The 23646-nt window shown below is 31.0% G+C and carries 22 protein-coding genes and 1 pseudogene; all 23 read left to right on the forward strand.

Going from position 1 to position 23646, the window contains the following annotated elements; all coding sequences use genetic code 11:
* Window positions 1-79: 79 nt before the first annotated feature.
* Window positions 80-829, forward strand: coding sequence for a Fe-S cluster assembly ATPase SufC (gene sufC, locus BMY79_RS06000; RefSeq protein WP_022749573.1), 750 nt, complete (start codon window positions 80-82; stop codon window positions 827-829).
* Between the two features lie 48 nt (window positions 830-877).
* Window positions 878-2290, forward strand: a complete 1413-nt coding sequence (sufB, locus tag BMY79_RS06005) for a Fe-S cluster assembly protein SufB (RefSeq protein ID WP_074730587.1) — start codon at window positions 878-880, stop codon at window positions 2288-2290.
* Between the two features lie 405 nt (window positions 2291-2695).
* A pseudogene (locus tag BMY79_RS12555) lies at window positions 2696-3391 on the forward strand (SufB/SufD family protein); the annotation flags it as partial.
* A gap of 114 nt (window positions 3392-3505) precedes the next feature.
* Window positions 3506-4705: an aminotransferase class V-fold PLP-dependent enzyme gene (locus BMY79_RS12560; protein WP_027430026.1), complete on the forward strand. Its 1200-nt coding sequence runs from the start codon at window positions 3506-3508 to the stop codon at window positions 4703-4705.
* Window positions 4695-5117 carry a Fe-S cluster assembly sulfur transfer protein SufU gene (gene sufU / locus BMY79_RS06020; RefSeq protein ID WP_022749569.1) on the forward strand — a complete coding sequence of 141 codons (423 nt, stop codon included), beginning with the start codon at window positions 4695-4697 and terminating at the stop codon, window positions 5115-5117. Before BMY79_RS12560 ends, sufU begins: the two co-directional genes overlap by 11 nt.
* Before the next feature lie 437 nt (window positions 5118-5554).
* Window positions 5555-5830 carry a flagellar biosynthesis anti-sigma factor FlgM gene (gene flgM / locus BMY79_RS06025; protein WP_074730588.1) on the forward strand — a complete coding sequence of 92 codons (276 nt, stop codon included), beginning with the start codon at window positions 5555-5557 and terminating at the stop codon, window positions 5828-5830.
* 60 nt (window positions 5831-5890) lie between these two features.
* Window positions 5891-6403, forward strand: a complete 513-nt coding sequence (locus BMY79_RS06030) for a flagellar protein FlgN (RefSeq protein ID WP_022749567.1) — start codon at window positions 5891-5893, stop codon at window positions 6401-6403.
* A 40-nt stretch (window positions 6404-6443) separates the two neighbouring features.
* Entirely contained in the window at window positions 6444-8303 is a 1860-nt protein-coding gene (locus BMY79_RS06035; protein ID WP_022749565.1) for a flagellar hook-associated protein FlgK, read from the forward strand.
* A 13-nt stretch (window positions 8304-8316) separates the two neighbouring features.
* Window positions 8317-10161 (forward strand): flagellar hook-associated protein FlgK, encoded by a 1845-nt coding sequence (locus BMY79_RS06040; RefSeq protein ID WP_027422187.1) that lies wholly within the window; start codon window positions 8317-8319, stop codon window positions 10159-10161.
* A 22-nt stretch (window positions 10162-10183) separates the two neighbouring features.
* The gene (locus tag BMY79_RS06045) at window positions 10184-11686 is read left to right on the forward strand and encodes a flagellin N-terminal helical domain-containing protein (RefSeq protein ID WP_022749563.1); all 1503 of its coding nucleotides are present in this window, start codon (window positions 10184-10186) and stop codon (window positions 11684-11686) included.
* A 146-nt stretch (window positions 11687-11832) separates the two neighbouring features.
* On the forward strand, window positions 11833-12330 hold the full coding sequence (gene fliW / locus BMY79_RS06050; protein ID WP_074730589.1) for a flagellar assembly protein FliW: 498 nt from the start codon (window positions 11833-11835) through the stop codon (window positions 12328-12330).
* A gap of 2 nt (window positions 12331-12332) precedes the next feature.
* Window positions 12333-12566 (forward strand): carbon storage regulator CsrA, encoded by a 234-nt coding sequence (gene csrA, locus BMY79_RS06055; protein WP_022749560.1) that lies wholly within the window; start codon window positions 12333-12335, stop codon window positions 12564-12566.
* Between the two features lie 237 nt (window positions 12567-12803).
* On the forward strand, window positions 12804-13235 hold the full coding sequence (locus tag BMY79_RS06060; RefSeq protein WP_022749558.1) for a flagellar protein FlaG: 432 nt from the start codon (window positions 12804-12806) through the stop codon (window positions 13233-13235).
* 35 nt (window positions 13236-13270) lie between these two features.
* Complete coding sequence (gene fliD / locus BMY79_RS06065) at window positions 13271-14752, forward strand: flagellar filament capping protein FliD (protein WP_074730590.1); 1482 nt, start codon at window positions 13271-13273, stop codon at window positions 14750-14752.
* A 69-nt stretch (window positions 14753-14821) separates the two neighbouring features.
* The gene (gene fliS, locus BMY79_RS06070; protein WP_022749555.1) at window positions 14822-15220 is read left to right on the forward strand and encodes a flagellar export chaperone FliS; all 399 of its coding nucleotides are present in this window, start codon (window positions 14822-14824) and stop codon (window positions 15218-15220) included.
* 33 nt (window positions 15221-15253) lie between these two features.
* On the forward strand, window positions 15254-15730 hold the full coding sequence (gene flgN / locus BMY79_RS06075) for a flagellar export chaperone FlgN (protein ID WP_022749554.1): 477 nt from the start codon (window positions 15254-15256) through the stop codon (window positions 15728-15730).
* A gap of 181 nt (window positions 15731-15911) precedes the next feature.
* Window positions 15912-16724 (forward strand): flagellin N-terminal helical domain-containing protein, encoded by an 813-nt coding sequence (locus tag BMY79_RS06080; protein WP_074730591.1) that lies wholly within the window; start codon window positions 15912-15914, stop codon window positions 16722-16724.
* A 325-nt stretch (window positions 16725-17049) separates the two neighbouring features.
* Window positions 17050-17862: a flagellin N-terminal helical domain-containing protein gene (locus BMY79_RS06085; protein WP_027422184.1), complete on the forward strand. Its 813-nt coding sequence runs from the start codon at window positions 17050-17052 to the stop codon at window positions 17860-17862.
* A gap of 82 nt (window positions 17863-17944) precedes the next feature.
* Window positions 17945-19105: a glycosyltransferase family protein gene (locus BMY79_RS06090; RefSeq protein ID WP_027422183.1), complete on the forward strand. Its 1161-nt coding sequence runs from the start codon at window positions 17945-17947 to the stop codon at window positions 19103-19105.
* 17 nt (window positions 19106-19122) lie between these two features.
* Complete coding sequence (locus BMY79_RS06095; protein ID WP_074730592.1) at window positions 19123-20082, forward strand: glycosyltransferase family 2 protein; 960 nt, start codon at window positions 19123-19125, stop codon at window positions 20080-20082.
* Window positions 20075-21517 (forward strand): lipopolysaccharide biosynthesis protein, encoded by a 1443-nt coding sequence (locus BMY79_RS06100; protein WP_074730593.1) that lies wholly within the window; start codon window positions 20075-20077, stop codon window positions 21515-21517. The genes BMY79_RS06095 and BMY79_RS06100 overlap by 8 nt, the downstream gene beginning before the upstream one ends.
* Complete coding sequence (locus tag BMY79_RS06105; RefSeq protein ID WP_074730594.1) at window positions 21495-22688, forward strand: CDP-glycerol glycerophosphotransferase family protein; 1194 nt, start codon at window positions 21495-21497, stop codon at window positions 22686-22688. Before BMY79_RS06100 ends, BMY79_RS06105 begins: the two co-directional genes overlap by 23 nt.
* Window positions 22682-23644 carry a LicD family protein gene (locus tag BMY79_RS06110; protein WP_074730595.1) on the forward strand — a complete coding sequence of 321 codons (963 nt, stop codon included), beginning with the start codon at window positions 22682-22684 and terminating at the stop codon, window positions 23642-23644. The genes BMY79_RS06105 and BMY79_RS06110 overlap by 7 nt, the downstream gene beginning before the upstream one ends.
* Window positions 23645-23646 lie beyond the last annotated feature (2 nt).

Below are 23646 nucleotides of genomic sequence, written 5' to 3' on the forward strand. Positions count from 1 at the left end.
ATCTTATGGGTTGCAAAATGCAAAAAGTAGTGTTATCATTAATCCTAGTAAAATAGTAGGAATAAGAGAGGAAAACAATATGATCAACAATTCATTATTAAAGATAAACAATTTAAAAGTAAATGTAGAAGATAAAAATATTTTAAAAGGTATAAATTTAGATATTAAACCAGGTGAAACTCACGTAATAATGGGACCTAATGGTGCAGGAAAATCAACACTTGGTTACAGTATTATGGGAAATCCAAGATATGAAGTAACTGAAGGCAATATATCATTAGAAGGCGAAGACATTACTACAGATTCAACAGATAAAAGAGCAAGAAAAGGTATCTTTTTATCATTCCAAAATCCACTTGAAGTTGCTGGTATATCATTAGGAAGTTTTATCAAAAACGCTATTCATGAACAAACTCAAAAACCAATTAAACTTTTTGCAATGAGAAAAGAATTAAACAAAAATATGGAACTTTTGGATATGGATGAAAAATATGCAGATAGAGATTTAAATGTAGGTTTTTCTGGTGGAGAAAAAAAGAAAGCTGAAATCTTACAGATGTTAATGTTAAATCCTAAGCTTGCAATTTTAGATGAAACAGATTCCGGATTAGATGTTGATGCAGTTAGAACAGTTTCAAAGGGCATTAAAGAATTCCAAAATAAAGAAGATAGTGCGTTATTGATTATAACTCATAGTACTAAAATTCTTGAATCACTACATGTTGATTATACACATATTTTAGTAGATGGAAAAATTGTCCACACAGGTGATGCAAGTTTAGTTGAAGAGATTAATGAGAATGGTTTTGAGCGCTTTTTAACAGCATAAATTATAAAAAAGTTATATGTACGGAAATATTTTTAAGTGGAGAAGAATATGGTAGAGAAAGATATTTTATTAAAAAAAACAATTGAAAATATGTACGATTTTAAGGATAAAGAGACCTCTGAAAATTTTGTTAGAGAAAAAGAAGGTTTAGATGAAGAAGTAATAAGAAGAATTTCAAAAGGAAAAAATGAGCCTGATTGGATGCTTGATTTTAGACTAAAATCGCTAAAAATATATAATGAAAAAAAGATGCCAAATTGGGGACCTTCTATAGAAGGTCTTGATATGGATAAAATAGTTACATACGTTAGATCTAAAACTCCTATGCAAGGAAAATGGGAAGATGTACCAGATGATATAAAAAACACATTTGAAAAATTGGGAATACCAAAAGCTGAGCGAAAATCTTTAGCTGGTGTTGGTGCTCAGTATGATTCAGAGCTGGTATATCATAATTTGAAAAAAGAAGTAGCAGAAACTGGCGTAGTTTATACAGACATGGAAAGTGCATTAAACGGCCCATATGCAGATATGGTTAAAGAATATTTTATGACACTTGTTCCTCCTACAGATCACAAGTATGCGGCACTACACGGTGCTGTTTGGTCAGGTGGATCATTTGTTTATGTACCAAAGGGTGTCAAAGTTGAAGTACCTTTACAGTCTTATTTTAGATTAAATGCAGCAGGTGCAGGTCAGTTTGAACATACTCTTATCATTGTGGATGAAGGCGCAGATTTACACTTTATTGAAGGATGTTCCGCACCAAAATATAATGTGGCTAATCTTCATGCTGGTTGTGTTGAGTTATTTGTAAAAAAAGGCGCAAAATTAAGATATTCAACTGTAGAAAATTGGTCAAAGAATATGTACAACTTAAATACTAAAAGAGCAAAAGTTGAAGAAAACGGCATAATGGAATGGGTATCTGGATCTTTTGGATCGAAAGTTTCTTATTTATATCCAATGACATTATTGAGTGGTAAGAATTCAAAAATGACATACAATGGAATTACTTTTGCAGGTGAAGGACAAAATCTTGATACAGGTGCAAAAGTTGTGCATGCAGCTTCTAATACATCTTCGATAATTAATGCCAAATCGATTTCTAAAGATGGTGGAATTGGAACATTTAGAAGTTCAATCAAGATTTTAAAAAATGCAAAAAATTCGAAATCAACGGTGGATTGTCAATCGCTTATGTTAGATTCTATTTCTCGTTCTGATACCATTCCTGGAATGGATATTAGAACAAACGATGCAAAAGTTGGACATGAAGCAAAGATTGGTAGAATTTCAGAAGAAGCAATTTTCTATTTAATGAGTCGTGGAATTAGTGAAGAAAATGCAAAAAGCATGATTGTAAGTGGCTTTGCAGAACCAATATCTAAGGAACTTCCGCTTGAGTATGCGGTTGAGATGAATAATTTAATCAAACTTGAAATGGATAGAAATATGTAATAGTTGATTAAATCAAACTAAAGGAGACGTAAAGAAATGGATTTAAATTTAAATATAAATAAATTGCCAGTTACAACGTATAATTGGTTAAAAATGAACGGCAATCAAATTTTTATGGATGAAGATTTTTCTAAAATCAATGAAAATTTTGAAATAAAAAATCAGCCTGATGGAATATCAGTCAAGGATATATCAAAAGAGCAAATGGTTGAATTAGCAAGCTCTTTTAATAGAGAAATTCAGGATAAAACGAATGACTTAAATCCTGCTAATGGTCAGACTTATGGTAGGGATGAGCAAGTAATCAAAACGGGATTAGGCAAGGATTTTGATGAATTTTTAAAAAAAGAAGATATAAATACTAAATTAATTACTGTTGAAAAAAGTTTAGATGATAAGAATCCAATGATTATAAATTTTCATCAGGAAAATGATACTGTTGGTGTATACTCACAACTTATTCATGTAAAAGAAAATGTAAACGCAACTATTATAATGTCATACGATTCAGCAAGCAATGCTAAAGGCGTTGAGGCGATAAGTACAAAAGTATTAGTTGAGAAAAATTCAAATCTAAAATTAATTAAGCTTCAAACCCTTGGAAAAAAGGTATGGCACTTTGATGACATTGGATCAATTTGTAAAGAAAAAGCAAATTTAGATTTGATTCAAATAGAATTAGGCGGACAAAAAAACTGGACAGGTGCATTTGTAGAACTTGTTGGTAACGACTCAACTTTTAACAATAATATGGGATATTACATGCAGGATGAACAAGTTTTAGATATGAATTACGTTGTTTCTCAAAGGGGAGAAAAAACAGAGTCTAAGATGTTATTTAAAGGTGCATTAAATGATGAAGCTCAAAAGACTTGGAGAGGAACAATTGATTTTCATAAAGGATCAAGTGGCTCAAAAGGTGATGAGCAAGAAGATGTTCTTTTAGTAAGTCCTGATATTGTGAATAAATCAATTCCTCTTATTTTATGTCATGAAGAAGATGTTGACGGAAGACACGGAGCATCTATTGGACAATTAGAAGAAGATGAGTTATTTTATTTCCAGGCTCGTGGAATTTCAAGAGAAGAAGCACAAAAGATTATGATTAAGGCTCAATTAAATTCAATTGCTGAATTATTACCATTAGATGATGAGAAGGATAAAATTGAAGCATTCATAACTGAAAAAGTAAGTGATGAATTTGATGTTCAAAGAATAAGAAAAGATTTTCCTATTTTTGAGAGCGATTATATTTATTTAGATAGTGCAGCAACAAGTCAAAGACCAAAACAAGTTCTTGATGCGGTTGTTGATTTTTATCAGAAATCAAATGCAAATCCACTAAGAGGTCTATACGATTTAAGTATCGATGCAACTGATAGATATGAGGATGCAAGAAAAACGGTTGCGAATTTTATTGGAGCTAAAAGCAATAGAGAGATTATTTTTACGAGAAATACAAGTGAGTCTTTGAATTTAGTTGCATATAGCTATGGACTAAGTAACGTTAACGAAGGTGATGAGATAGTAACTACAATTATGGAACATCATAGTAACATGTTGCCATGGCAAATGGTTGCAAAAGAAAAAAAGGCTAAACTTATTTATTTAGAGCCTAACAAAGAAGGCGTAATTGAAAAGAGCGAATATGAAAGTAAAATTACTCCAAAAACCAAAATTGTGGCAATAGCTCATGTGTCAAATGTTTTAGGTGTTACAAATCCGGTTAAGGAAATTGCAGAATATGCGCATAAAATGGGAGCAATTGTCGTTGTTGATGGAGCGCAATCTACACCACATATGGAGATTGATGTCAATGAGTTAGGAGCTGATTTCTTTGCATTTTCGGGACATAAGATGCTTGCGCCTATGGGAATAGGTGTCTTGTATGGAAGACTTGAGTTACTTGAGAAGATGCCTCCATTTTTAGTGGGGGGAGAAATGATTGAATATGTAACTCGCGAAGGCGCTACATATGCAGAGGTTCCTCATAAATTTGAAGCTGGAACAGTTAATGCAGCGGATGCTGTTGGTTTAGCAGAGGCAATTAATTATATAAAAAATATTGGATTTGAGGCAATACATAATCAAGAACTTCTTTTGACAGAAAGATTGATGAGTGGTTTGAGGAAATATGATTTTGTTAAAATATATGGCTCAAGTGATCCTAAAAAACATTGTGGTATTGTGACGTTTACAATTGATGGTGTGCATCCACATGATGTATCAACAATTTTAAATGAAGATAAGATTTGTGTTAGAGCAGGAAATCATTGTGCACAGCCATTAGTTGAATTTCTTGGAGCGTCATCTACGGCTAGAGTTAGTGTTTATTTTTACAATACGCTAGATGAAGTTGATACATTTTTAGATAAAATTAAAGAAGTAAGAGAGGTAATGGGATATGGAGCTTAAACAATTATACAGAGAGATAGTAAATGATCATAATCTTACGCCATCACATAGAGGTAAAATGGAAAACCCAGATATTGTTTTGCAAGGGGTTAACCCAAGTTGCGGTGATAATATTTATTTGTACCTTAAAGTGAAAGATGGAATGATTGAAGATGGAACATTTACAGGAGTAGGTTGTGCTATTTCTCAAGCATCTGTTGATATGATGTTAGATAATATAATTGGAAAAAGTGAAGATAAAGCACTTGAAATTGCTGAAAACTTTATGAAAATGATAAAAGGAGAATCCTTAAATGAAAATGAAGTTGATGATTTAGAAGAATGTGCGTTATTATCGGATATTTCTCACATGCCAGCAAGAGTTAAATGTGCTGTTTTAGGCTGGAGAACGCTTGAAGAAATGCTAAAATAAAAGTTAAAATCATAAATTTTTTGAACGGCAAATAAAATACAATTTTTATAATTATTAAAATAGAGTAATCCACAATTTATTGTGGATAATTGTCCACCTAAATTGATTTTTGGGTGGATTTTTTCAACAGTTGATAATGTGGATAATTATTATTTTTATGAAAATTATATAAAAATTTAAGATTGAATATACAAAATTAACAAAATTTTAAGAAATTAATGACAATAGTTTATAGTTGTGTAATAATATTAAATGAAAAGAGAAAAGTTCACACTACTTAGTGGCTAAAGCCACACTCTAAAGTAAAAAAAAAATATAACCGATAAATAAGTTAAATAAAAACCGAACATATTTGATGCTTAAGAAATTTGAAAAGAGGAAGTCAAAGAGTTTAAGATTTTCGAGTGTGCGACGTTTCGGAAAGGAGATGCTAGATAGTGCGTATAGATGCATATAATCAGATTGCACATATTTACAGTGCTCATTCAACTAACAAGGTTTATCAGGCTACAAGAACAAACAAGGGAAATGATCAGTTTTTAATTTCAGCTTTAGGACGTGACTATACAGTGGCTAGAAGAGCTTTAGCTGAGAGCCAGGATGTAAGAGAAGACAAGGTAGATTATCTTAGAAATCAAATACAATCTGGTGAATATCATGTTGATCCAAGTGATTTTGCTTCAAAATTACTTGAAAAGATTCAAAGTGTTTAATAGTTTATTCAAGACATATTTATAGAAATAACTATTTTATAGAAAAGAGAGGATTAGGGTGTGGCTAGTTTAGTAGAAGAACTTTTATCTATTTTAAAAAAAGAAGAAAGAGTTTATAGAAAAATGCTTGGTTACGCAGAAAAGAAGGTACAAGTATTAGTTGATGCGAATATAAAAGAGCTAGAAAAAATTACTAGCGCTGAACAGCAGAGTAGTGATGTGCTTGTTAATTATAGTAACCAACAGATACAGTTGTTAAAAGACATCGCAAATGTCTTAGGTAAGGTTGAAGGTGAAATGACAGTAACTAAACTTATCGATATGTTAGATACTCAACCTGAAATGCAAGAGAAGTTGACCATAGCCCGAAATCATCTTATTGAAACTGCGACAAAGGTAAACGAAGTAAACGAACAAAATAAAATCTTGATTGAACAAGCTATAGAATTAAATAATTTTGACATAACTTTGTTTAAAAGTTTACGGCAGGCACCAGAGACTGCCAATTACGATGAACATGCCAATAATACAAGGAGTTTGTTGGGCACGAGCGGTTTCGACGCTAAACAATAGTTGTAAATGCGCAGACAGTTAGTGTGGGAGGTTTGAGAGTATGGCTAATGGTTTTGGTAGTTTATATGTTGGGTCGTCAGGTCTTAGAGGTGCACAAAATGCGATTAATACGACCGCAAATAACTTGGCGAATTTAAATACCGTAGGATATGTGCGCGAACAAGTTATTTTTGCAGATGAAACATATAATAGAATTAAGGACGTCACCACTAGAACGAACATGCAACAAAATGGTTTGGGAGTATCTATTGGTGACGTTGTTCATATAAGAGATATTTTTTTAGATAAAGCATATAGATTAGAAGAAGGTAGATCTTCTTTTTATAATACATCATATGAAGTAGTAGAACAGGTGGAAGATTTTTTACAGGAATTAAATGGAATGGAATTCAAAGAAAGCATACAAGAATTATGGCAGTCATTCCAGGAATATGAAAAGGAACCAGAGAATTCAACAAATCAAAATTTAGTAATTGAGAAAACTGAATTGTTTTTAACTAGATGTGATTCGTTATATTCGGATCTTATTAGTTACCAGGATAATTTAAATGAGCAGATAAAAGATTCAATTGATAATATTAATAAACTTGCGCGAGATATATATAAATTAAATTCGGAAATACAAAAAGTTGAGTCAGCAAAATTAGAGACAGCTATGACAGTTAGAGATATTAGAGATGCTAAGATTGATGAGCTTGCAACATATGGAAAAATTAGAGTTGAAGAAGATGCAACAGGCTTTGCTTTTATTACATTTGAGAATATTGAATTGGTAGGAACTGATAGAGCGTATGAGATTGAACTAAGAAAAGACGATCATACAGGTTTTTATACCCCATATTGGAAACATTTATCAGATAAAAGAGTTGGAAGATATCAGGATGTCTTTAATCTAGATGCAGTTATTTCCCCAGAATATGATTCAGATATTGGTAAAGTGAAAGCTTTGATGTTATCGCGAGGAAGTGAGTACGGAACAGACGAGTATTTGAATGGTGATGATAATGACGGAACTCCATATAAAGAACTAAAAAAGAGTTCAATAATGGAAGTTCAATCAGAAATATCTGTTTTGTTTAGAAAAATAGTTTTGACGGTAAATAATCATTTTTCACCACTCAAAGAATCAAATTTGGATACAATTACAGGTACATTAGATGATGGTACTACAGCTACATTTACGTATGATAATGGTACTGTCACTTATAATCATATAGATAAAAACGGTAATGAAGATATATTTGTTTTTAAAGATGAAGACGCATATTTAGATAGAGTAGATGGAAAAGTTGGAAAAACATATAGAAAAGCAAATTCTATCTTAATATTAGATGAAGAAAATGCATCATATGGAATAGATAATGAGTTGCCACCACGCGAATTATTTGTAAGATATGGTTCAGATAGATATACGAAATTAACAGCAGCAGATGGTAAGGTATACTACGTATATAATGGTGAAAGAGTTGATAATCCATCAACACATTATTCATTAAGTAGAGTCGAAGTAAATGCTGAAATTAGAAATAAAGCGGGGTTGATGCCTTGTTATACTAAAAATGGGGCAGTTAACAGAGATTTGTCGGCACAACTTGCACAGGCATGGGAAGTTAAGGATATGATTATTGGACCGGATGACACGATTCCATGTAACATAAGTGCTTTTTACGATAAGATTGTTGGAAGAACAGCTAATAGAGGTTCGGCTTATCATAGTGCAGGTCTAACGTTAGAGCGTTCTGCAGCAGCGCTAGATAAAAAGAGACAAGAAGTTATTGGTGTTTCTTCAGATGAGGAACTAACAAAAATGATTAAATATCAATCCGCATATAATGCTTCTAGTAGGTTTATGTCAGTAATTAGTGAAATGACAGAACTTATAGTAACGCAATTGAGGTAAAGGGGGGAAGCATATGCCATCAACATTTTTTGGTTTAAATATAGGTGCATCTGGATTAAGTGCTTTCCAAACATCGGTTACAACTACAGCTAACAATGTTGCAAATACAAAAACAAAAGGTTATACAAGACAGACCGCAACTTTGCAGTCAACAGATGCTATAAGAGTTGCAGCTAAATATGGTAGCGTTGGAACAGGTGTTGAAGTTACATCTATATTACAAGAGCGAAATTTATTTTACGATATGAAATTCTGGGAAGCAAACGAAAAACAAGGTATGTATGAAAAAAAATTGTATTACGCTGAACAAGTTCAGACTTTATTAAAGGATGACAAAGTGTTAAGTGGTTTTGCAACTATTTTCAACCAGATGTTTAACAATTTAGATGATATAAGTAAAAGTAATGCAGATAGAACAGTCAGAAATGCTTTTATAAATCAAGCACAAAGTTTGTGTACATATTTTAACAACTTTTCATCAAGCTTAAGAAGCATACAAGATGATTGTAATGAAGAGATAAAAGCATATGTAGAAAATATTAATGTTATTTCGCAGAAGATTTCGATTTTAAATAAAGAAATTAATCAAATTGAAATGAATAATGGAAGAGCAAATGAACTTAGAGATGAAAGAGCTGTATTAGTTGATGAATTGTCTGCGATTTGTAATGTTACAACTAAGGAATATAAAATTTTAAATACAAATGATCCTGACAATTATTTAGGTGGAACAAATTATGAAGTACGAATTAATGGTCAATTGCTAGTAGATGGTAATGATTACAGAACACTAGAGTGTGTGTCGAGAAAAGCTCGATTGAATCAATTAGATGCAGATGGTTTGTATGACATAATTTGGGAGGATACGCAGACAGATTTTGCAGCAGCGACACTAAATGCAGGTGGAATGCTTAAAGCATTAGTACTTGAAAGAGATGGAAATAATAACGAAAATTTAAAAGGAACAATTAGAGAAGCTGCAACTGATTATGTAGTGGTTGATAATTTAAATTTAGATTCAATTAATGCTTTTTCTCATGATAAAGTAGGCGTTTTATATATTAACAATAAAAAATATAATTACACAGGATGGGAAGCAGAAGTAAAGGATGGAAAGCTTGATAATGTAAAATTTAATTTATCAACAGAGATATCAGCTAATGATATTACAAAAATGAATACGAATAATTCTAGAGTTGAGTGTGGAGTTGGAATTTCTAATTTCGGAATTCCATATTATCAGAAGCAGGCAACAGAATTTATGAGAGCGTTTTGTAGTATGTTTAATGCAATTGAACTTAAAGGTGTAGATTTAGAGGGTAAACCAATGACTACATTTTTTACTGCAAATCTTCCAGAAGATCCAAATAGTTTTTGCATGTCAGAAAAAGTAAGTGATAGAGCTGTATATGAAGATGGCATATATACTTCAGAGCAGGCAACTTACTACAATATGACAATCGATAATGTAAAAATTAATAATGAATGTTTGAAAAATCCAGTAAGATTTGCTACAGCATATGATCTTGTGAATGGTATAGATAGAAATGAAGTTGTTGTGGAGTTAAAGAAATTGCAATCTGATATTCACTTCTTTAGAGGAGAAAAAGCAAGTTCATTTTTAGAGACTATATTATCAGATGCTGCTATTGATGCACAAAGAACGACAGTATTTAATAAAAATTATAGTAATTTAGCAACTTCAATTGATAGACAAAGAGAATCTATTTCTGGTGTAGATAGAGATGAAGAGGCGATGAATTTAATAAAATTCCAAAATGCGTATAATTTGTCTTCAAAAATAATTTCAGTTATGGCTCAAATGTATGACAAACTTATAAATGAAACTGGAGTTTAGTATACGGAAGGAGGAATAGCCTATGCGTGTTACAGATAACATGATTATGAATAAAACAAAATACAATATTAACTTGAATAAAGTATCTGTTGATAAATTAAATTCACAGATGACGACTCAACAAAAAATCGAAAAAGCATCAGAAGATCCTGTAATTGCTATGCGCTCGCTTAGATTGTCTACAGATCTAAGCCATATGACACAGTTTGTAGATAATAACATTCCAGATGTAGAGTCTTGGATTGATGTTACCAAAACATCACTTATGAATATGAATAAGGTTTTGACAGATATCAGACAAAAATGCGTTGCAGGAGCGCATGATACATTACAACCAGAAGATAGAAATACAATTTGGAAAGAACTTACAGCGCTTAGTGAGCAAGTTTATGCTGAAGGAAATGCGGATTATGCTGGTAGAACAGTTTTTACAGGCTTTAGAACAAATTGTCAGTTAGTTTTTACAAAAGATGAACGTGATACAACGTATGAAATAACTCAGAAATTCCAAGAGAGTGACATTGAACATAGACGTTATTACACAAAGGGTTCTGAAGTACCAACAGATGCTAGTACGCAGTATACAGGAACAATTTCACAAGAACATAATTATGATAGATTAAGATTAGCGTACAATGGAGTAGAATCACAAAACGAGCCTACCCTAAAATTATTTGATCAAACAGATCCAGATAATTTAGTTGAAGTGACAAATACCGCAAATTATAGATATTATGCGAGTGAACAAGAATGGCAGGATGATACAGGAGTTAAATCGCTAGGTGATGATGAGATCATTGTAATTAGAAATACTGGCGAAATGATACTAGGTAAAAATATATCAGATACTATGAAATCAAATGATTATTTGGCCGAAATAAACTACGTCAAAAAAGGTTTTGCAAAGGGCGATGTAAAACCAGAATATTATTTTGATTGCAAGGATGTTACGGATCCACAAAATCCAATTGAATATACTAAAGAGGATCAGCAGATTACTTATACAGTTGCGATAAATACTCATATAACTATTAACACTCAGGCTAGTGATGTTTTTTCGACAGATATAGCAAGGGATGTAGAGGAAATGATCGATATTATCAATTCTGCAATTGTTGCGCATGATAAGTATGACAAGATTACGAATATGATGAAACAATCAAGGTATTCTGACGAAGTTAGTCAAAACAATTTGAAAACATATTTAGATGCAGCTGCTAAAGAAGTAGCATATGCTGAGGATAATCTTCAAAAGACATATAGTCAGTATATTACAAATTTTGATGGATATCAGCGAGATGTTAACCTTGCAGTAACAAATTTAGGTAGTACACAAGTAAGATTAAGTTTAATTAAGACGCGTGTAGAAAACCAAAAAACGACAGTTAATGAACTAAAAGTAAAGAATGATTATAGAGATCTTTCTGATGTTATTTTAGATTTTTATACAGCTAATAATGCATATCAATCTTCATTAACTGCAGCAGCACAAGTAGGTCGTCAATCACTTTTGGACTATTTATAAAAAAAGGTTGTATAATTTTTAGTTTTCTTTTATTATGATTATGGGTTTGCATGAATCGATGCTTATCAAGGAAAAGAGAAATATGCTTTTTTGATGCTTGGCATCGTTTCAAATACACGTCGTCGGAGACGAAGGAGGAAATTACCATGAAGGCAGAAACAAGAGTATTTGGAACAGTTGACATTGCAGATGAAAAAATTATTACCATGGAAACAGGAATGATAGGGCTTCCGCTTTTCAAGAAATTTGCTTTGATTTTTGATGAGGAAAAAGCAAAAGAAGAAGAAAAAGAAGCAACAAGTATTATGTGGCTACAGTCATTAGATGACCCAGAGACCGCTTTTCCTGTAATGGTTCCACAGACCGTTATTCCAGACTATAATCCTAAAGTAAATGATGAAATCCTGGCTCCGCTTGGAGAATTAACGGCTGAAAATACTTATATTTTGGTAACGGTTACAGTACCTTCTGAGATCGAGGATTTGTCTATTAATTTGAAAGCGCCTATAATCATAAACGCAGATACTCATAAGGGGGTTCAAATAATAGTAGAGGATGATTTCCCTGTGAAATTTAAAATCTATGATCTTGTCAAAGGCAATAAAAAACGTGAAGACATCGAGGATGGAAAGGCAGGTGAGTAGATATGTTAGCATTAACACGAAAAAAGGGCGAGTCGTTAGTGATTAATAACAATATCGTAGTCACTATTTTAGAGGTTCGCGGAGATCAAGTTAAGGTTGGTATAACTGCACCAAAAGAGGTACCTATTTATAGAGAAGAAGTGTATGTGCAGATTAAAGAAGAAAATAAGGCATCAGTTGATGTGCAAGGTATAACAGCGTTACAAAACTTAATAGAAAGAAAAACGGTAAAGTAGAAAAATAAATATTTGATGTAAACCCTAAAATGGATTTTATGAAACTTGTAAAAAGGAATTTATATAAGAAAGACCAAGGTATTATTTAGTTTAGTAATACTTTGGTTTTTTTTATTTTTTTTTAATAAAATAAGGTTAAGAGTAAGTCGATAGGTATTGTAGTTAGATATGTCCTTTTGTAAAGCTTATTTTTGTTACAAGTCAGGGAAGAAGTTTTTTCACATGGAGGTGTTATGTATGGCCCTAGAAGCTATAAAAGGAGCTGGAATGGCGTTACAAGGAAGTTCGTCATCGGCGGTAAAAAAGGTTCAGATGCAACCTAAAGAACAAATAGCATCTAATGAGGCCGTTTCGAAACAATTAGCAGTTAAGACTACAGATATTGCAAAATTCGGTGGTCAAGGAAAAGGAAACGGCGGAGAACAACAAGGTTTTTACAACGACAAAGATAATCCGCAATTAAAAAAAGTGATAGAAGAAATGAAGAAGCACACAGCAGAAAATCAAGAAGTAATTTATGGCGTTCATGAACAAACAAGAAGATCAACGATAAAGATTGTTGACAAAAAAACAAAAGAAGTTGTTAGAGAATTTCCGCAAGAAGAAGTTCTTGATAAGATAGGCATAGTCCTGGAAAATGCAGGTTTATTAGTTGATAAAAAATTATAACACGTTAATTTTGTTTTTTAAAAGGAGTATAAAATATGGCAATTAGGTTATCAGGTATGAACTCGGGTCTAGATACTGACGCGTTAGTAAAGGCCTTGGTATCATCATACAGTTTAAAAAAAGATACATATAAAAAAGAACAAACGAAATTATCTTGGAAACAAGATGCTTGGAAGACATTAAATTCTAAAGTTTATAAGTTGTATTCTAACGTAGGAAATTTAAAATTCCAAGGTGCATATTCAATAAAAAAGAGTACAGTTTCAGATACAACAAAGGCAACTGTAACTGCTACTAATAAGGCAATTAATGGTGTACAGAGTTTAGAAGTTACAAACTTAGCTCAAACAGGCTATCTTACAGGTGAAAAGCTTGGAGATGACGTAAAAGAGGGAACTAAGCTAAGTGAGCTTGGAGTTGCTGGAACAGAAACCATTACGGTTACAAAAGGTAGTGGGGTAAATCTTAAGACTGAGCAAATAGAAGTAAATGCAGATATGACAGTAAAAGATTTGACTGAGAAGTTATCTAGTGCAGGCTTGAAAGTTAATTTCGATACAGATAACAATAGGATTTTTATTGGATCAGATAAATCTGGTGCTGATAATGATTTTACTATTACATCGACAAATACAGGTGGAAATGGTGCATTAGATAAGCTAGGAATTACTAACGGAACAAAGATTGAAGGAAAAGATGCAACAATTTTACTAAATGGTGTTGAGTATACTAATAGCACAAATAACTTTAGTATTAATGGGCTAAACATTACGGTTCAAGCTACTACAACTAACAGTGGGCCAATTACAATTAATACTAATTCAGATTCTCAAGGATTGTATGACAAAGTAAAAGAATTTATCACAGAGTATAATAGTTTAATTAATGAAATGACTAAATTATACAATGCTCCTTCATCTAAAGGATATGATCCTCTTACAGATGATGAGAAGGAAAGTATGAGCGATAAAGAAGTTGAACAGTGGGAGACTAAAATCAAGGATTCCGTACTTAGAAATGATTCGTCTTTAAATACTATTATGAATGCTATGACATCTGCAATGAATAGTAGTTTTAACATTAATGGTAAGACTTATTCATTATCTAGTTTTGGAATTTCGACAGAAAGTATTTTAACAGCGCCAGAAAATGAGTACAATTCATTCCATATTGCAGGAGATGCAGATGATAATACTTCTTCAGGTAAAACAGATAAATTAATGACAGCAATAAATGCTGATCCAGATGCTGTTATAGATTTTATGAAACAGCTCTCAACAAAGCTTTATGACAATATTGATAAACAGATGAAGAGTTCAACAATTAAGTCTGCTTATAAGGTATATAACGATAAACAATTAACATCAGAGTATAATAATTATCAGAAATTAATTGCCGAGTGGGAAGCAAGAATTACAGAAAAAGAAGATTATTATTATAATAAGTTTGCAGCTATGGAGACAGCGTTAGCTAAATTACAAAATTCAAGCAGTTCACTTACGAATTTCTTTAAATAATAATCATGATGTTACTAGCGAGGCATTTGCTTCGCTAGTAATTAAAATAGTTATGAGGAGGCTTGTTTTATGGTACAAAATCAGGGTTACGCAGCGTATGCAAATAATAAAGTTTTGACAGCGTCGCCTGCAGAATTAGTTTTAATGTTATATGAGGCAGCTATTAAGTTTACAAATATTGCGATTGCAGCAGTAGATGTAACGGAGCAGCATCCGAAAAAAGACATTCAAAAAGCTCACGATAACATTATTAAAGTTGAACGAATAATTGATGAGTTACAGTTAAGCTTAGACAAGAGATATCCAGTTGCACAAGATTTTGATAACGTGTATCAGTATATACAAGAACGACTAGTTGTTGCAAATATGGATAAAGATAAAGAAGTATTAGAAGAGATATTAAAACATTTAAGGAAAATGAGAGATACTTGGAAAGAGGTAATGAAGAAGGCACTAGCAAATAAATAAGTTGATTCGTAGTCAAAACATAAGGAGCTTGATATGCAAGAGACGTATATAGAAGTTATGTTACAAAGTTTACGAAAAAAAGAATTGATATTAGATAGAATAATAGAATTAGATGAGTTACAAAAAGATGCATTGGTAAATCAAGGTATAAAGCCAGATGATTTTGATATTATAGTCGAGCAGAAGTCTAATTGTATAAATGAACTTAATTTATTAGATGAAGGGTTTCAAGAAATTTTTAATAAAATAAGTGATGAAATAGATAAAAATCGAGCCTTGTATGCTGAAGAGATACGTCAAATGCAAGAAAGTATAAGACGAATAACAGATAAGAGCGTTCAAATACAAGCGCAGGAAGCAAGAAATAAAGAATTAATGAAGAAAAAATTTAGTACCATTAGGCGTCAAGTAAAAGATATAAGGACGAATCAGGGTGCGTTAAAGAGATATAATCAAGCAATGAAAAAGGTGGAATATATAGATCCACAATTTTTAGATAATAAAAAATAGAAAAAAGGTTAAGTAAAAAAAAAAATTACCGATATATAGTGTAAGAAAACAAAGTGATTTGTTTTTGAAGTGAGGAAGTTTCGCTGAGTCGCGCGTAAGGTGAAATTGAATTACAGTTACAACATTTTATTTAAGAAAGTAGCAAGGAAGCTACGGTGTTTTATTCAAGGAGGAAAAAATTATGGTAGTACAACACAACATGGCAGCTATGAACACAAATAGACAGTTAGGTCTTAGCACAACAGCATTAGCTGGACATACAGAGAAATTATCATCAGGATACAAAGTAAACCGTGCATCAGATGATGCAGCTGGATTATCAATTTCTGAGAAAATGAGAAGCCAGATTAGAGGTTTAAAGAAAGCTTCTGAGAATGCTCAAAATGGTATTTCTTTAATTCAAACAGCTGAAGGTGCTCTTAATGAGACACATGCAATTCTTCAACGTATGAATGAATTGGCAACACAGGCTGCAACAGATACAAATACAAGCGATGATAGAAATGCTATTAAGAACGAGATTGATCAGTTAACATCTGAAGTTAATAGAATTTACTCAACAACTCAGTTCAATACAATGAATCTTATCGATGGAAATTTCTCAGGAAAGAAATTACAGGTTGGTTCATTATCAGGACAGGTTATTGATGTTTCTATTGCAAAGATGAATGCATCTGGATTAGGAATTGCTTCATTAGCAGTTAGTGATAATGCAAAAGCTGGTAAATCTATGTCACAAGTTCAAAAAGCTATTAAAACAGTTTCTTCAGAAAGATCAAAACTTGGTGCATTACAGAATCGTTTGAATCACACAATTAAGAACCTTGATACAGCAGCTGAAAATACTCAGGCAGCTGAATCACGTATCCGTGATACAAATATGGCTGAAGAGATGGTATCATACTCAGCTACAAGTATTATCCAACAAGCTGGTCAGGCTATGTTAGCTCAGGCAAACAGCCAGACACAGGGTGTAATGTCATTAATTAGATAATAGTGTTTAAAGCTATCACTTAAAATTAAAGGACTATCAAAAGAGGTTGGTTTATCCAACCTCTTTTTTTTGTGAGTTAATATTAAATTTATTTTTAATTAATAATTAATTTGAATGTATAAAAATTTTATTGGTAATATAAATTAAATTAAAAAAAAGAATAAATTAATAGTTAACCTGAAATAAATAAATCCGATATAACTAGTGTATGTAAACATAGTTGTGTGTTTATATACAGAATCTTAGTATGCTGCTTAAGACTAAGATGGAGTTAGATAAAAAGTTGTGGCATGGATGTCACATTTAGTTCAAGGAGGAAATTATCATGGTAGTACAACACAACATTGCGGCAATGAACACTAATAGACAGTTAGGAATCACTACAGCAACACTTGCGGGAAATACCGAGAAATTATCTTCTGGATATAGAGTTAATAAGGCAGCTGATGATGCAGCAGGTCTTTCAATTTCAGAAAAAATGAGAAGTCAGATTAGAGGTTTAAAGAAAGCTTCTACAAATGCTCAGGATGCTATTTCGTTAATCCAAACAGCTGAAGGTGCATTAAATGAGAGTCATAACATATTGCAACGTATGAATGAGTTGGCTACACAAGCAGCTAATGATACTAACACCAAAGATGATAGGGAAGCAATTACATTAGAAATTGATCAATTGTTATCAGAAATTGATAGAATTCAGTGTACAACACAGTTTAACACTATGAATTTGTTAGATGGATCATTTTCTGAAAAAAAATTGCAAGTTGGTTCATTAAGTGGTCAGACTATAGAAATATCAATTGCAAATATGAATGCCTCAAGCCTTGGATTGGTATCACTTAGTGTATCCTCTAATGAAAGTGCAGGAAAAACGATGTCTCTTGTTCAGTCGGCTATCCAACAAGTATCTGATCAAAGAGCAACTCTTGGTGCATTACAAAATCGTTTGAATCATACCATTAAAAATCTTGATACAACATCAGAGAATACACAAGCAGCTGAATCACGTATCAGAGATACAAATATGGCAGAAGAAATGGTAGCATACTCAGCTACAAGTATTATCCAGCAGGCAGGTCAGGCAATGTTAGCACAAGCTAATACTCAGACGCAAGGAGTTCTTTCATTGATTAAATAATATAACTGTTGAAAATGTTGTCGCAGACATTCAAAGAAGGCAAGTTAAACAACTTGCCTTTTTTGGCTAGAAGGAGAAAAAAATGAGATTAGTTTATTGGAAGTGGAGTTCTTTTTTTGAAAATTCGATAGTGGATGCATTGGATCAACTTAATGTTGAGTATATTGTTTATGAAAAAAATATAGTTGAGTGGGAAAATAACAAAGAATTTGAAGACACATTTGAAAAGTTTATAGAGTGTATTAACGATAATAAGAAAATAGATGCAATTTTTTCAATTAATTACAATCCAATAATTGCGAAAATAGCAAATAATAAAGAAATAATATATATATCATGGATTTATGATTCTCCTATACACATTAGAGATTTAAGTACAATGAAATATAAGACAAATAGAATTTTTACATTTGATAGAGGACAAGTAGAATGTTTTAAAAAACAAGGAATAGAAAGTTTTCATTTGCCATTAAGATGTGATTATAATCATCTACAAAAAATTATAAGAGAAACTAAGGCAAGTAAAATGGAAGAATATAAATCAGATATATCATTTGTAGGAAAATTATATGATAATGACTATCCGTCTGTAATCGAGCCATTATATGATTACGAAAAAGGGTATATAGAAGGTGTAATACGTTCTCAAATGCAGCTATATGGGGCATATATAGTAGATGAATTAGTAACTAATAATTTAATAAAGAAAATGAATCAAGCATATAAAGAAAGAGTAAAAGAAAAATTTCAAGTTACTAATAGACAAATCGAATTTTTAATTGCAAGTGAGATAACGCGAAGAGAAAGAAGAATTGTATTGACGATTTTATCGCATGAAAATAATGTTGTATTGTACTCAAATGAAAATAACGAAAAAATGAAAGATGTGATAAATAAGGGATATATTGATTATGATACAAAATTGCCATTAGTATTTTATAATTCGAAAATAAATTTGAACATTTCTCTCAAAACAATTAGAACAGGAATACCTCTTAGAGTATGGGAAATACTTGGCTCAGATGGATTTTTGATATCGAATTTTCAAGAAGAATTAGCGGAATATTTTGATATTGGAAATGATATAGTTCTTTATGATGATGTTGAACAGCTAGTAGGGTTAACAGATTTTTATTTAAGAAATGAATCTGAGAGAAATAGAATTAGAGAAAACGGCATAAAGAGATTAAAAAGTTATGGAACAATAAAAGATCAGGTTAAGAGAATGTTAGAACAAATATAAAAAAGGAGATATTGCTAATGAAAGAATTAATATCTGTGATAGTGCCAGTATATAACATTGAAAAATATATAAAAAAATGCGTTAAATCGATTGAAAGACAAACTTATGAAAATATAGAAATTATACTAGTAGATGATGGTTCAACAGATAAATCGGGTATTATTTGTGATGAATTAGCCAAAAGTGATAAAAGAATTAGAGTGTATCATCAACAAAATAAAGGACTTTCAGAGGCAAGAAATAAAGGAATAAAAGAAGCAAAAGGTGAATTTTTAAGCTTTGTTGATGGAGATGATGTGGTTTTTTCTAAAATGTATGAAAAAATGCTTGAAACATTACTTATTAGTGACGCTGATTTTGCGGTTACAGGTGTTGTAAAATATTATGGAAAAGATAAAAAGGAATTCGATCCAATTACAAAATTTGAAGTAGTAGATGAAAAAGGATATTGGAGATCAATTAGAATAGAAAAAGGAATTAAATACAATGTTTCGTGTGCTAAATTGTATAAAAAAGAGTTGTTTAATGATGTGGAATTCTTACCAGGTCGTGTTCATGAAGATGAATTTTTATTAAATGAAATTATGCCAAAAGTGGATAAAGTTGCTAAGGTAAAAGGCGTATATTATGTGTATAGAATGAGAGAAGGAAGTATAACTAATACTAAAAAAACGGTAAAAGAAATAATGTGTTCGTTGATGGCATTGTGGGATAGATATATGTATTTTAAAAATATGAGATATAAAGAAGATCAGGCTTACACGCTTATGTGTTTAATACATATAATTCGTTTCAACGATGAAAATATCGAAAAAACTTTAGATTATGAAATATTAAAGAGAAGAATTTTTATGGAGTACAAAAATAAGAAAAATAGATCTAAAGATATTTTGGTTAGAGTAAAAACCTATTTACTTGTAAAACATTTTAAAATTTTTTCTATACTAAAAAGGTGGAGGAATATTTTAGGTGCATGATGACATAAAAAAAAGCATAATAAAAGGAATAGGCTGGAAATTTGCAGAAAGGATAATAGCGCAAGGAGTATCTTTTATAGTTTCAATAATATTAGCTAGAATTTTAATGCCAGATGATTATGGAATGGTAGCAATAGTCTTTTTGTTTATCACGTTAGCAGATGTACTCGTATCAAGTGGGTTAGGAACTGCATTAATACAGGATAAAAATGCAGTTGAGGATGATTTTTCAACGATATTTTATTGTAGTTTGTTTATTTCGATTTGCTTGTATATGATAATGTTTGTAAGTGCACCTTTGATAGAACATTTTTACAAAATACAAGGATTAACAATTGTTCTAAGAGTTTTTTCACTTAGAATAATATTAGGTGCATATAATACAATACAACATGCATATATTGTGAAAAAAATGGAGTTTCAAAAATTTTTTTGGGCGACACTTATAGGTACTATGATATCCGCTTTTTTAGGAATATACTTAGCTGTGAAGGGATATGGAGTGTGGGCTTTAGTTATGCAATATTTATCTAATTCAGTTATGGATAGTGTTGTTTTATCATTCATAATTAAGTGGTATCCTAAAAGAGTTTTTTCGATAAAAAGGGCAAAAGTATTAGTTGGATATGGTTGGAAAATAATGTGTGCTGATTTTATAGGAACTTTTTTTAATCAGATTCAAACTGTTTTTATAGGTGGCTATTACAATGCAACACAATTAGCATTTTATAATAAGGGAAACCAAATTCCAAATGCAATGTTTAATAATATTACAGGAACGATTTCTAGTGTATTATTTTCAGCATTTTCAAAGGTTGAGGATAAACTGAAAAAAAAGAAATTAATAAGACAAGTAATAAAAAAACTATCTTTTGTAATATTCCCTGGTTTAGCTGTGATGTATACGATATCTGATACTATTATTATTGGATTATTTACCGCAAAATGGGCTAGATGTGTAGAATTTATGAAATATGGGATATTAAGCATTCCATTTTTTTTGATAGGTGAGATTAGTATTCAAATAGTAAAATCAACAGGGAGAAGTGATATTGTTCTAAAAATAGAATTAGTAAAAAAACCATTATATTTGATATTAATATTAATCGGAATGAAAAAAAGTGTAATTGCAATAGCACAAATGACATGTTTGTATAGTATTGTCGTGGCGATAATAAATTTATATGTAATGGGTAAATTGATAGGATATAAAGGACGAGAAATACTAAGCGATTTGCTATGGCCTAGTTTTACAGCTATAGTTATGGCTGTTATTCTAACGTCATTTAATAGTTTTCTAAAAATGGGATATATTAAAGTTTTATTCAATGCAGTTTGTTTAGTAGTGTTTTATATGTTTAAATTTGGAGTAAATAATAAGGGGATTATATTTAAGCTAAAAGGGGAAAAGTATGAAGATAGTGAAAAAGTTTAGTATAAAAATATATCATATATTAATTTTTTTAGTGTTTTCAAAAATAATGAGTTGTTTGCCTGCTAAAAAAGGAAAAATTGTATTTTTAAATTTTCAAGGATCAGGTTTCGGAGATTCGCCAGCAGAAATAGCAAAAAAATTGCAAAGCTACAAGGGATTAGATTTGGTATGGTTAGTAAAAGATGAAAATGAGCCTATGCCAAACTATATTAGAAAAGTTAAGTATCGTTCACTAAAAGCCTGTTTTGAATTAGCTACAGCTAGTGCATGGGTTGATAATGTAAGAGACGAGCATCTAGTTTTGAAAAAGAAAAATCAGATATATTTGCAATTATGGCATGGAAGTATTTCGCTAAAAAAAATAGAAAGAGATGCTAGTGATAAATTAAGTTTTAGATATAAATTGAATGCAATATATGATGGAAAAATTATAAATGCAATAACGTGTGGAAATAGGAATCAAGAAAGAATTTTTGAGAGAGCGTTTTATCTGAAAGATAAAAATCAGATATTAAAGTATGGCGTGCCAAGAAATGATATTTTTTACGATTTAGAAAGAGTTAATAGTGTACGAAAAAAGGTTAGGGAGAGGTTAGAAATTAGGGATAATGAGTATGTGATTTTATATGCACCAACATTTAGAAATGATGTTGATAGAGAAAGTAATAAAATTGATTTAGAAAGATTAATAGATATTTTAGAAAGAAAAGTCCATAAGAACATTAAAGTGCTAATAAAATTACATCCTAATATTAGAAGGTGTGGTAAATATTATTCATATTTGGCGGAAGAAAATAATCAGATAATTGATGTGTCGGATTATGTGGATTCAGTAGAAATAGGTATTTGTTCTGATGCAATTATAACGGATTATTCGAGCTATATATATGATTTTGCAATTTTAGGAAAGGTAGGAATGTTTTTTACTTTGGATTATAAAGATTACATTGAAGAGAGAGGCTTATATGAAAAATTAGAAAATTATCCATTTCCGTTAGCTACTTCAAATGATGAATTGATAAATGTTATAAAAAATTTTGATATAACAGAATACAAGAAGAATCTTAAAGAGTGGTTAAAAAAATTAGGAGTATATGAACAAGGTTGCGCGTCAGAAAAGATTAGTGATTGGTTAATTAGTCAAATAGGAAAGAGGTATGAAAAATGTTAGAATTTGAAGAAAATTATTTTGACGGAGAAATTAGAGAAGGATTTTATATAGAAACCATGATGAAAAGAGCATGGGCTGCTCAATTAGAAGTGTTGAAAATATTTGAAAATATATGTAAGAAATATAATATTACATATTTTGCCCATTGGGGGACTCTATTAGGAGCAGTTAGACATAAAGGCTTTATACCATGGGATGATGACATAGATATCATTATGAAGAGAAAAGATTGGATAGAATTTATCAAGCATAAAAATGAATTACCAAATGATTATATGATTTTAAATTATGCAGATGATAATGAATATAGAAATTTTTTTACTAGAATTATCAATGGTTCTAAAATTCCCTACAGTGGAGAAAAGTTAGAATATTATCATGGATGTCCTTATATTGTTGGGCTTGATATAGAGATATTAGATGGAATAAGTGATGATACAAAAGAAGATGAGTTACAAAAAACTATTATAGATATTATTATAAGTACAGAAAATTTATTAAAGAAAGTAAATAATAAAAAAGCAGGAAAATGTGTTGATGGTGAAGAGTTAGAAAATGTCGATGAAAAAGATTTAGAAGATGCAATTTGTTCGATTGAGGAGATGTGTGCGGTTAAATTTAATAGAGATGCTGATTTATCTTATCAGTTATTTGATTTGTGTGAGAAAGTTTCTAGTATTTATAGTTATGATGATACCAAAAGGCTACAATGCGTACTAGAAAGACAAACCAAAGATAAGGATTTTATATTTGATAAAGAGGATTATTTAGAAGCAATAGAAGTTCCATTTGAAAATACAACAATATTTATACCCCGAAATTATGATAAAATATTGAAGTATTTATACGGAGAAGATTATATGATACCTAAAAAAATGGATGCAAGCCATGATTATCCTTTTTACAAGAATCAGGAAGTTGAATTGATGAAATTTTTACAAAGAGGAGAAGTATAACT

This window comes from Lachnobacterium bovis (assembly GCF_900111325.1).
In the GTDB taxonomy this organism is placed as follows: domain Bacteria; phylum Bacillota; class Clostridia; order Lachnospirales; family Lachnospiraceae; genus Roseburia; species Roseburia bovis_A.